The organism is Polynucleobacter sp. 39-46-10 (assembly GCF_002282275.1).
On record NZ_NCJB01000068.1, the window covers coordinates 1 to 11,154 of the forward strand.

At 45.4% G+C, this 11,154-nt stretch carries 14 protein-coding genes; 5 read left to right on the top strand and 9 right to left on the bottom strand.

The window, feature by feature from the left end:
* From B7X71_RS07425 to B7X71_RS07455, 7 genes are all read right to left on the bottom strand, one after another.
* Nucleotides 1-795 (bottom strand): peptidogalycan biosysnthesis protein (locus tag B7X71_RS07425; RefSeq protein WP_293600452.1); only part of this gene is annotated, 795 nt, incomplete at its 3' end.
* 16 nt (nucleotides 796-811) lie between these two features.
* Nucleotides 812-1,198 carry a lactoylglutathione lyase gene (gene gloA, locus B7X71_RS07430; protein WP_293597615.1) on the bottom strand — a complete coding sequence of 129 codons (387 nt, stop codon included), beginning with the start codon at nucleotides 1,196-1,198 and terminating at the stop codon, nucleotides 812-814.
* A 91-nt stretch (nucleotides 1,199-1,289) separates the two neighbouring features.
* Nucleotides 1,290-2,084: a peptidylprolyl isomerase gene (locus B7X71_RS07435; RefSeq protein WP_293597616.1), complete on the bottom strand. Its 795-nt coding sequence runs from the start codon at nucleotides 2,082-2,084 to the stop codon at nucleotides 1,290-1,292.
* A 51-nt stretch (nucleotides 2,085-2,135) separates the two neighbouring features.
* Nucleotides 2,136-2,420: a BolA family protein gene (locus tag B7X71_RS07440; RefSeq protein ID WP_293597617.1), complete on the bottom strand. Its 285-nt coding sequence runs from the start codon at nucleotides 2,418-2,420 to the stop codon at nucleotides 2,136-2,138.
* On the bottom strand, nucleotides 2,417-2,965 hold the full coding sequence (locus B7X71_RS07445; protein ID WP_293597618.1) for a septation protein A: 549 nt from the start codon (nucleotides 2,963-2,965) through the stop codon (nucleotides 2,417-2,419). The genes B7X71_RS07440 and B7X71_RS07445 overlap by 4 nt, the downstream gene beginning before the upstream one ends.
* A 26-nt stretch (nucleotides 2,966-2,991) precedes the next feature.
* Nucleotides 2,992-3,405 (bottom strand): peptide-methionine (R)-S-oxide reductase MsrB, encoded by a 414-nt coding sequence (gene msrB / locus B7X71_RS07450; protein WP_293597619.1) that lies wholly within the window; start codon nucleotides 3,403-3,405, stop codon nucleotides 2,992-2,994.
* Between the two features lie 19 nt (nucleotides 3,406-3,424).
* Nucleotides 3,425-4,891, bottom strand: a complete 1,467-nt coding sequence (locus B7X71_RS07455; protein ID WP_293597620.1) for a protein adenylyltransferase SelO — start codon at nucleotides 4,889-4,891, stop codon at nucleotides 3,425-3,427.
* A 54-nt stretch (nucleotides 4,892-4,945) separates the two neighbouring features.
* On the opposite strand from B7X71_RS07455, the gene B7X71_RS07460 reads away from it, so the two are divergent.
* Complete coding sequence (locus B7X71_RS07460; protein WP_293597621.1) at nucleotides 4,946-5,431, top strand: PaaI family thioesterase; 486 nt, start codon at nucleotides 4,946-4,948, stop codon at nucleotides 5,429-5,431.
* Between the two features lie 19 nt (nucleotides 5,432-5,450).
* On the opposite strand, the gene B7X71_RS07465 is transcribed toward B7X71_RS07460, so the two are convergent.
* Together B7X71_RS07465 and B7X71_RS07470 are read right to left on the bottom strand one after the other, a co-directional pair.
* A complete protein-coding gene (locus B7X71_RS07465) occupies nucleotides 5,451-6,308 on the bottom strand; it encodes an NRDE family protein (RefSeq protein ID WP_293597622.1) in 858 nt (285 codons plus the stop codon).
* Between the two features lie 25 nt (nucleotides 6,309-6,333).
* Nucleotides 6,334-7,341, bottom strand: a complete 1,008-nt coding sequence (locus tag B7X71_RS07470) for a folate-binding protein (protein ID WP_293597623.1) — start codon at nucleotides 7,339-7,341, stop codon at nucleotides 6,334-6,336.
* A 19-nt stretch (nucleotides 7,342-7,360) separates the two neighbouring features.
* On the opposite strand from B7X71_RS07470, the gene mltG reads away from it, so the two are divergent.
* Genes mltG through B7X71_RS07490 form a run of 4 tightly spaced genes read left to right on the top strand, consistent with a single transcriptional unit; the run spans nucleotide 7,361 to nucleotide 11,027 of the window.
* A complete protein-coding gene (gene mltG / locus B7X71_RS07475) occupies nucleotides 7,361-8,431 on the top strand; it encodes an endolytic transglycosylase MltG (protein ID WP_293597624.1) in 1,071 nt (356 codons plus the stop codon).
* 11 nt (nucleotides 8,432-8,442) lie between these two features.
* Entirely contained in the window at nucleotides 8,443-9,081 is a 639-nt protein-coding gene (tmk, locus tag B7X71_RS07480; protein WP_293600453.1) for a dTMP kinase, read from the top strand.
* 12 nt (nucleotides 9,082-9,093) lie between these two features.
* A complete protein-coding gene (locus B7X71_RS07485; RefSeq protein WP_293600454.1) occupies nucleotides 9,094-10,227 on the top strand; it encodes a DNA polymerase III subunit delta' in 1,134 nt (377 codons plus the stop codon).
* An 11-nt stretch (nucleotides 10,228-10,238) separates the two neighbouring features.
* Nucleotides 10,239-11,027, top strand: a complete 789-nt coding sequence (locus B7X71_RS07490) for a TatD family hydrolase (RefSeq protein WP_293597627.1) — start codon at nucleotides 10,239-10,241, stop codon at nucleotides 11,025-11,027.
* Nucleotides 11,028-11,154 lie beyond the last annotated feature (127 nt).

Consider the following 11,154-nt stretch of genomic DNA (forward strand, 5'->3'; position numbering starts at 1 on the left):
ATGAAAATTTTCAGGCATGCTACTACCCAGTAATTGAACGCATTCTTCTGTTAAATAGGGGGACGAGCGGTGCTCTATGTAGGTGTTTTCATAACAGCGATAAAAGAAAGCCCAGTCCTCTTTTGTGGCGATTGATCCAGGAACATGGCGATAGCTAATGGGATGCTTAGCAACAGCAGCACGTTCTCGCCGAATATTCTTACGACGCTTCATCGTCAACGCAGAGAGAAATTCCTCAAAGTCTGTATATCCCGCGTTATGCCAATGAAATTGGACAGAATCACGCATCATGAAACCTTGTTTCTTGAATTGCTCTAATTCATCATTTTCTGGAAAGAGCACGTGGGCGGAGGAAAGGTCATTTTGGCTTACCAGTGTTTTCAAGCCTGAGACCAAGATTTCCATTACAGCATCCCTATCAGCCTTTGGCGATACCAGCAATCTAGGCCCGCGAACCGGGGTAAAAGGGATGGCAGATAAAGCCTTTGGGTAATAAGGCATATTATTTTGTTCATATGCCTGTGCCCATGCCCAATCAAATACAAACTCGCCATAGGAGTGCCGCTTGAGGTAGAGCGGCATTGCTCCAAGCAGAGTAGATTCAGAATCTTCAACAAGTAAATGAGCTACCTGCCAGCCTGTATTGCCACCAACGCAACCAGTTTTTTCTAGTGCATTAAGAAATGCATACTGTAAAAAAGGTCCTGCATTAGGTGCAAGGAGATTGCTCCAATTGCCTTCATCAATCCCTGAAAGGCTTTCAATGACTCGAAGTTGGGTGGCGCCTTGCTTCAACTAGATTATGGAGAATTTAATGTTGAATTAATTCAATTTTGTAACCATCTGGATCTGTAACAAAGGCAATTACAGTATCGCCGCCCATCACCGGACCGGCTTCGCGCGTAATATTTCCACCGGCAGACTTAATTTTTTCACAGGCGGCATAAGCGTCAGGAACGCCAATGGCGATGTGTCCGTAAGCGCTACCTAGGTCATAGTTATCAACACCATGGTTATAGGTGAGCTCAATCTCAGATTGCCCATCTGCATTTCCTGTTCCAAAGCCTACAAATGCGAGTGAGTATTTTTGCTCCGGACGTTCACTAGTGCGAAGCAAGTTCATTCCTAAAACTTTGGTATAGAAATCAATCGAGCGAGTCATATTGCCGACTCTGAGCATGGTGTGTAGGATCATCATTATTTAAATATAAAGGTAAAAGTAGTTTCATGTTGGGCAAGAAAAAACCCAGGGGATTAGTCTGGGTTTTTGAATCTAAGCGGATCTGAGCTTATTGGATCTTGGCCTTGGCTCGAAGCTTTTGCATTAACTCGGAGAATTTTGCTTTTTGCCAATTCTGATCGGCAGTGATCATCTGCTTTAATTGATCCTTAATTTCATCCATGCTAGGCGCCTTAACATCACGCACATCGTCTAATTTGATGACATGCCAACCGTACTGAGTTTTTACCGGCTTATCTGTGACCTGACCTTTTTTAAGTTGCACCATGGCTTTTGAGAATTCTGGAACAAGTGATTTATCGCTGACCCAGCCAAGATCGCCGCCATTGGGTGCAGAACCAGGATCTTTAGACTTTTCCTTGGCAATCTGCTCGAAGTTACCGCCGGCCTTAATTTGTGCAGTAATGGCTTTAGCATCAGCCTCTTTTTCCACGAGGATATGTTCAACGTGATATTCCTTACCGGTGTACTGCCCTTTAACTTGCTCGTAAGCAGCTTTTAGCTCAGCCTCAGTTACACCTTCTCTTTCGACGAAATCTTCAAGCACGGCCGCAATCAACACGCCCATCTTAGATTGTTCTAACTGCTCTCGAACAGATTCTTTTTGGGTGATACCGCGATTATTGGCTTCTTGCAGAATGAGCTCGCGAGTCACCAACATTTCCCTGCCTTGATCGCGAACTTGAGGGCTATCCGGTTGGTTTGATTTTTGAATCAATTTATCCAACTGCGCTTTTGGAATAGGTTTGCCATTCACAATGGCAGCATTTTGCGCATGAGCTGCCGATGAGAGAAATACAAGACTAAAAGCGCTAATGGTCAAAATTTGGCGTGTGTTCAACATGGGCTAGTGAATATAAGTAGAGGTAAAGTAGAATCTTAAATCAATCTGGGCTTAATTAGTGCTTTCACTAGGGGTGAATGCCAGAATAGTGAGGGCGTGAATGGCTTCTGGAAAGTGCTTATTTAAGGCTGCGTAGATGGCTCTATGCCGAGCCACCTTATTCATTCCCTCAAATTCTGGGGCCACGATCGTGACTTTGAAATGTCCGCCACCAGAAGCGGCACCCGCATGACCTGCATGCAAATGGCTTTCATCCTCGATATTTAATTTCGCGACTTGAAAAGCTGATCTCAAATCTGCTTCAAAGAGTGTAATTCTCTGCTGGTTGATGCTCATTCTGCAGGGTGCTCCATATGGCGGCTTAGCCAGATTCCTTGAAGAATGACAAACACAACCAATAATCCAGTACTACCAAATAGCTTGAAGTTAACCCAAGTCTCCTCGGAGAACTCAAAAGCAATGTACAGATTGAGCGCACCCATCAAGAAGAAGAAGCATGCCCAGGCCATATTCACTTGATGCCAAACGGATTTGGAGCTATGTTCTTTCAACGTAATCTGTTTGCCCATCAATACCTGAATCCAGTTCTTTTGAAAAAACTGAGCGCTAATCAATAGCGCGCCTGCAAATAGCCAATAGAGGGCGGTTGGTTTGAGTTGAATAAAGGTCTTGTCGTGTAGAAATATGGTCAAGCTACCGAAAACCAGAATCATGACTAGGCTGACCCACTGCATCGCATCAATTTTGCGATGGCGATAGTAAACCCAGAGAATTTGTCCAATTGTGGCAACCATCGCCACGATGGTTGCAGTGTAGATATCACCAAATTTAAAGGCAATAAAAAAGAGGATGATAGGGAAGAGGTCGAATAAAAATTTCATACAGTGATTATCCAGCTATTTAAGAATTACTCGGCTTTACCAGGGGTAGAATTCTCGGATGGTTCAAATTTCAAGGATGCCGAGTTAATACAGTAACGTAGACCGGTTGGCTGAGGGCCATCTTCAAATACGTGCCCCAAATGGGCATCGCATTGAGTGCAGCGCACTTCAGTGCGAATCATGCCATGAGATACATCCCGAATTTCAGTGATTGCACCATTATCTTCAGGCGCGTTGTAACTTGGCCATCCGCAACCAGCATCAAATTTGGTGGATGATGCAAAGAGAGGTTTATCACAGCAAATGCAGCGATATTGACCATGCGCCCAGTGATCCCAAAACTCCCCAGAAAATGGCCTTTCTGTTGCCGCCTCACGCGTAACGCGATACTGGATATCGCTTAGTGCATTTTTATATTCTTGATCTGTTTTCTTGGTCATGGCTTTAAAGGGTTTTGGATTATGAGGAGCAGCTAACTGCAACCCGCTGCATATCGAGTGGTGGTGGTTTTGAGTAGTCATCAAATGCTAGCTGCTCATCGAATGGCTTACTTAGAATCTTGAATAAGGTATCCACTTCAGAGAAATCATCTTGTTGTGCTTTATCGATAGCAATTTGGGCCAGATGATTTCTAAGAATGTACTTAGGATTGACTCGATCCATCAGATTTTTTCTGGAATTATCGGTTAAAGCCTCGGATTGCAGTCTATTGATGTAGTCGGTAAACCATTGATCAATATTTTCGCGATCGACAAATTCATTTCTTTGCGGAAGCGCTAATGGTGCGGAATCTTTTTTGATATTAGCAAGACCGCGGAATAAATTCGTGAAATCAACTTTTGAGTCGTGCATCGCCTGTAGAAGTCGTTCAATTAGTTGAATGTCACCATCTTGCTCTGATTGCAACCCTAGTTTTAGTCGAAATGCCCGTTGCCATTCTTTCGCATAGATACGGGGAAATTCTTCCAGAGCGGAGCGTAAAAGGTCTTGAGATTCTTCTGCAGAATGCTCTAGTTCCAATAGGGGAAGCATTGCGCTGGCAAGACAGGCCATATTCCAATGCATGATCTGGGGCTGTCGGTGATATGCATATCGCCCCCCATGATCACTGTGATTGCATATGTGATCAATTTCAAAGTGATCTAAAAATCCGAAAGGACCATAGTCAATAGTTAGGCCCAAGGCGCTGATGTTGTCACTATTCAAAACTCCATGACAAAAACCCACAGCTTGCCAAGAAGCAACCAATTTCGCATTGCGCACACTTATTTGCTTAAATAGGTTGAGGTAGGGATCTTTTTTGGATTCGCACCCTGGATAGAATTTAGTAATCAGGAGATCTGCCAACTCTTGCAAGCGAACAATATTCTGAAGTGATGCAAAGTGCTCAAAGTGTCCGATGCGAATAAAACTTGGTGCGACACGAGAACATACCGCTGCAGTTTCCATAGTTTCTCTGCGAACAGCCTGCTTTGATCCAACCAGTGCAAGAGCGCGACTGGTGGGGATGCCAAGAGCATGCATTGCTTCGCTACATAAAAACTCACGAATTGAAGATCGCAGGACGGCTCGTCCATCTCCCATTCTGGAGTAATGTGTTCTGCCAGCGCCTTTTAATTGCAGTTCTAGCTCATTGATATCGCCTAGCAAAATGGCGCGACCATCACCCAATTGCCCTGCCCATAAGCCAAATTGATGTCCGCTGTAAGCCGTTGAAATTGGGTTTGAAAAAGTCAGCGCTCCCACATTTAGTTGATTTCCTGCCAAAACCTCTAACCAATCAGGATCTTTTGGCACGTCATCATCCCCAAGCTCTAGGCCAATCAGCTTGGCGACAGAGGGTGAAAATGCAACCCAATAAGGATGGGGTAGCGGGGTAGGTGGGGTTGCTTGGCACACATCATCGCCACGAAGGGTAAACGGCATATTTGTATTCTATGGGCAATTCACAAGCGTCGCAGAAGCCTCTAAAATGACCCTATGACAAATAAAGTACAACTGAATGCGGCAACTCAGCTTGCCAACCTGGGCGAAGAGCTGAATGTCCCCTTTTTAAAACTACTTGGCGTGCGTCTTATTAGCGCTGAAATGGGTAAGGGCGAAATACTTTTAGCTCTTAAACCTGAGCACACCAATACTTGGGACGTAGCCCATGGCGGCGTATTGCTCACCCTCATGGATGTAGCCATGGCAGTTGCTGCTCGCTCTAGTGATCCTGGTGATCGCAGTGTGGTGACTGTAGAAATGAAGAATAATTTTATGCAGGCTGCTAATGGCATCTTGCGGGTTAAAGCAGATACTGTACGGCGCACAGCTACGATGGCCTTTTGTGAGGCTAAGCTCTACAACGATCAAGGTGAAATCTGCTGTATGTCAACAGGAACTTTTCAGTTTCTAAAACGCTTGGCAACTAAAAATGCAAATGGTGAACGAGTCATTAATGAGGACTCGCGCCAGAAAAAATAGTGCAGTGTTTGTTGAGCAGTTAGACGGAGAGGTTTGATCCTGGGGCGGCGCTGAGCTCTCCAGTAACAACGTCGTGGCCTACGGTGCCGTTTGCATCAAACCGTCTCTCAACCATCTCGAATTGACCATCTTTGCGAACACGCAAAATAGTACTCGAGCGTGTCCCGTAAGAAGGGGTCTTGATGAATGCAGCTGATAGTGCCTTCTCCCAATCTGGGTTGACACCAGTGCTAGGCAACTCCTGTGGGCTGGCTTCATGCGTATCGGCCAATACGCGTAAATAGTGATCCGCATTTTTAAGTTGACCACTATCCATGGCTAATCTTTGGGCGAACGCCGCAACCCGGTGATTCACTTTAGGCCATGGGGTATCGAGCATGGCATTGGATAGGCCATAGACCCCAGGGCTGAGGGACTGCTCAGGAAATACTTTTCTTGGGCGGATATTTTGACCCATCATGAGGCGATTGCTGACCCAATGCATTTCGGCATTTGCTGGATCACTCAGATCTGCCATCAATAAATTAAAGCCGTTGTATTGCTCGAAACGCTTGGAATTCTCTTGTATGTACGCATGTGGTTTGTGATGACCGGTCAGGTAGCGAAGACTGAGTTCGCCACGGGTTCTTGCGCCGGGATTTTTTTCGCTAGGCGATCTGACATTGGTGAGGGCAGCAAAGCGACCGGTCTTTGTAAAGCCCAGCCATGTTCCCGGGCTACCTAAAACATCCGCCCGATCCTTGCCAGCCAATAGGTGAGGGTGCTCTGACCACCAGCCCATAGGATCAGTGTCGCGTTCGTAAAACTCATCTCGATTCGCCGCGACCACCAAGGGGTAGTCTGGGTGAGATTTCCAGGCGAAGAGAATTAGGCACATAACATAATGAATTAATCGCTGGTGTTTAAATTTCTAATAAAGGATAAGGTAGTTGATCTATTTTTAACACAGGGCCATCAGAGTTACCCAAATGAATTTCTCCGGCCTCAAGAGCGTCTAACTTGCACTCCAGCTGAAAATCAATCCGATCTGAATTTTCTGGGTTAGCTGCAGCAAGAACCACCATGCCGCATGGTTGACTGGCATCACTATCTTGAAATAATTCCACGCCCGGTTTTGCAAGTTCTAGCAATGATGTGCTCGAGCTAGCGTGCGAGAGTTGCAATCTACGCTTTACTGCCCCGCGATATTGACTCCGAGCAACAATTTCCTGGCCTGGGTAACAGCCCTTCTTAAAATCCACGCCCGCAACAGATTCAAAGTTAACCATTTGGGGAACAAACTGCTCTTGGGTTGCCAACACAATACGTGGAATTGCACTCAATACCTCTAAGGAATTCCACTGACTTATTGAGATCTGATGAGCTGATGAAGTGGTGGATTCCGTTTTCCTTTTGGCAAAAAGCACTCGTTTAAAGGATTGATCTTTAGCCAAGACATCTGGGATTTGCAATGCGATGGAATCATTTGGCGTGGCTATAGATTCACTTCTCTGAACGTGTTGGTAGGATCCAAAAACCTCCCAGTCGCTTGATGCATCTACCACTTTGACTTTGGAGCGCAGCACGTACATCGATAATCGTTTGGCTGTGCTCGCCGCTATGTCTTTAGAAATAAATAATGCAAAACGGTCATCTGAATCTGCAGACTCTGGGAATAAACCCAGCCAAGCACTAGCCAAAAGTCGTCCCTTGGGGCTGCAGTAGCCAACTAAACGAACAGAATCCAATCCTTGTGCAATGCTGCCCAAGGCTGTGCGCCTCAGGCTAACTACGGAGTTACTCAATTGACTTTGGAGCAAAGTGGCGGCATCAGGTCCTTCAACAAGGATCAAGCCCCAATCAATCAGAGGGGTGGATCCATAGTTCAAGCTAGTCGTGTGCATTGGGATATTTTCTGGGCTTCGGGTCATGAGCTTTTATCATAGCCTGATGAGCAGAAAATTTCAGAGAAGAACTCTTTTTATAAAGCATTCAAATGGCGGCGCTTGGAAACCCTATGTTTTTTGCGTACTTGTCCTTATTGCCCTTGTATATGGGGCAATATTTTTGTGGCCCGTAGTTCCGTCTACATCGAATTTCCCTGAGGGAGCCTCATACAAGGTCAAGATCGCGCCTCAATCAGGTTTATCTGCAATTTCGAAACAATTATCAGATCAGGGCATATCAGCAAATATTGCGACCGTTCAGATTGCATCAAGGGCCTTGTTTGTAGGCTCCAAAATAAAACCGGGCACCTATTTATTTGCCCCTCGCGCCAGCCTGGGAAATATCTTGCTACAAGTTGCACGTGGTGATCGAGTTAGGGAGAGTCTAGCCATCATCCCTGGCATGACAATATGGCAGCTGAGAGCCCTAATAGACAAGCACCCAGCGCTAATTCATCAAACTAGAGGCATGAGCTCTAAGGAGCTCTTGCAGGCCATCGGCCTTTCTTATCCAGGTGATGAGGGTCTTTTTTATCCGGATACCTACATATTTGATCCAGATGACTCTGATATATCAATTTATCGAAGGGCTTCTCAGGCAATGCAAAAACAGCTATCGACTGCCTGGGAGCTAAGGGATTTAAAATCACCCGTCAAGACGCCTTACGAGCTACTTATTTTGAGCTCGATAGTGGAGAAAGAGACGGGGCGCTCCTGTGATAGATCCCTTGTTGCAGCGGTCTTTATAAACCGCCTGGATTTAAATATGCCATTGCAAACTGATCCAACCGTAATTTATGGCATTGGCCCTAAATTTGATGGCAATCTTCGAAAAACAGATTTACGCAAGGACAGTCCCTACAATACTTATATGCACAAAGGTTTACCGCCAACACCAATAGCCATGACGAGCAAAGAGTCGCTTCAGGCGGTGATTCATCCCGCAAAAAGTGATGCGATTTTTTTTGTGGCACGTGGTGATGGCAGTAGCCATTTCTCCAAAACCCTTAAAGAGCATGAAAGTGCCGTTGATCAATTTCAACGAAAACGTACTGCTCCTTCTAAATCCAATTAACGGCAACCGATATGACAGCTCAATTTCCAGGTTACTTCATTAGTTTTGAGGGTATTGATGGTGCCGGCAAAAGTACGCACATTGATTCTTTTGGTAGCTTGATTAAACAGCGCTACCCTGATCGCGAAGTTGTCATGACTCGTGAGCCTGGTGGCACTCCATTAGGTGAGCAACTCCGCACTTTATTGCTAGATGCCCCCATGAATTTAGAAACAGAGGCATTGCTCATGTTTGCTGCTCGTCGCGAACATATCGCACAAGTTATAGAGCCGGCATTAAAAGCTGGAAAAATTGTCATCTCCGATCGCTTTACGGATGCCAGCTTTGCATACCAGGGTGGTGGTCGCGGCTTAAGTTTAGAGAAGTTAAATGATCTTGAGCAATGGGTTCAGGGCCGCCCTGATGGTTCATTACTTCAGCCCAATCTGACGTTTCTATTTGATTTACCTGGCTCAATTGCAGAAGCTAGAAGATCGAAGGTGAGGGCGCCAGATAAATTTGAAAAGATGGACTTAGATTTTTTTGAAAAAGTCCGTCAAGAATATTTGCGTAGAGCCAAGGCAGATCCAAAACGTTTTTACTTGGTTGATGCCACAAAAACTCCAGAGGCTATTTGGAATGAGCTTGAGTCACTAAAGATCAATCTTTAAATGAGTGATGCGATGTTTCCACAAGAGCCGGCTAAAAAAATTGCTCCTTGGCTAGAGTCTGCCTGGAATGGCATTGACTTGGATGCATTTCCTAATGCAGTTTTGATTCATGGTCAATCGGGTATTGGCAAGTTTGAATTTTCTATTGAATTAGCCAAGGCGCTACTGTGTGAGACATCTTCCGGAGCAAAACCTTGCAATCAATGTGAGGCCTGTCGGTGGTTTGACTCTAGTAACCACCCTGACTTTATTGCCCTTGTGCCTGAAACGCACCGCAAGCTTTTACCCCATGCAGATTTTGAGGCGGATGCTGACTCACCTAAAAAGTCTAAATCTAGTCAAGCCGATGCTGATGGTGACGCACCCGAGAAAAAAGAAAAGAAAAGTATTTCTATTGAAGATGCTCGTAGCGCAATCGAAGGTCTCTCTATTGGCTCACATCGCGGTGGTAATCGAGTAATTTTGGTTTACCCGCTTGAGATGCTGAGATCAGATTCTGCCAATACCCTGCTCAAATCCCTTGAGGAGCCACCAAAAAATACAATCTTCATCTTGCTGGCAGATCGCCTCGATCGCGTCTTGCCTACAATTCGCTCGCGTTGCCGTTTGTTATCTGCGCCACGACCAGATCGATTGACGGGATTAAATTGGTTGCGCGCTGAACTGGGCAAGATCCCCAGTTTAAAAATGAGTGATGCCGATGTCGAGTCTATATATGACGAGCAGGGCGGCGCACCCTATGCTGTTTTAGATTCCTTAATTGCGCGCCACAATCAGGATGATAAAGATGAGCTCACTATTGCCATTCAAGCATCGCGATATTTATTGCAGGCAATGTCACAAGGTGCTCGCATTAATTGGTTGGATGCGGCGGACAAGACCCAAAAAGCGCGCTATTCAGCATTGTTAGCCACCATGCAACGCTGGGTTTCTGACTTGCAAAGTTGCGCGCAAATGGGTTCACCTCGCTACTATCCTAAGCATGAGGCTGCAATTAAGAGCCTTGTTCAGCAAGCGAACCTTCCTAAGTTACTCCGCTTTTGGAAGTCTTTAATACAGGCGCGTCGTCATGAAAATCACCCCTTAGCCACCCGTATACAGCTTGAAGCATTGCTTTCTCAATACCAGCAGGTATTTGAAGACTAAAATGGTGAGTCATGTTTATAGACTCACATTGCCATCTCGATTTCCCTGAATTTCAAAGCCGTCTACCTGAGGTTTTGTCTAATATGGCTGCCTCCAAGGTTAGCCATGCCTTGTGCGTTTCGGTAGATATTCCCGATTTTCCTAAGGTAAGAAAACTTGCCGAGGATCACTTCCATTTGTATGCCTCTGTTGGTGTGCATCCAGATTATGAAGATACGCCGGAGCCGAGTTTTGAATTCTTGGTTGAAGAGGCAAAACATCCCAAAATCATTGCCATTGGTGAGACAGGGCTTGATTACTATCGTATGGGTGATCGTAGCTATGAATCTATGGAGTGGCAAAGAGCGCGCTTTAGGACCCACATACGAGCTGCCATTGCATCTAAAAAGCCTCTCATCATTCACACTCGTGCATCTTCAGCCGATACTCTCAGAATCCTTAAAGAGGAGGGTGCCGATCAAATTGGTGGGGTGATGCATTGTTTTACAGAGAGCACCGAAGTTGCCAAGGCAGCCATGGAAATGGGCTTTTACATCTCTTTTTCTGGGATTGTGACTTTTAAGAGCGCCAAGGATCTTCAGGAAACCTGTAAACAGGTGCCTTTAGACCGCATGCTCATTGAGACCGATTCTCCGTATCTAGCTCCAATTCCTTATCGCGGCAAGACTAATGAACCCGCCTGGGTCTCTAAAGTCGGAGAATTTGTTGCTGATTTAAAGGGGGTTCCTGTTGAGTTGCTAGCCGACCAAACCTCAAGAAACTTTTTCCAATGTTTTCAGATAAATAGAGCTATTTCATGAGAAATTCATTTAAATTAAATCTGGCTTTCAGCATCTTCACTTGCTGTATATCTAGCCTAGTTTTAGCCCAAACAGCAGATCAAGTAGATGACTTCACTAAGGCAGCGAAGTTTGATGATGTTTCAGA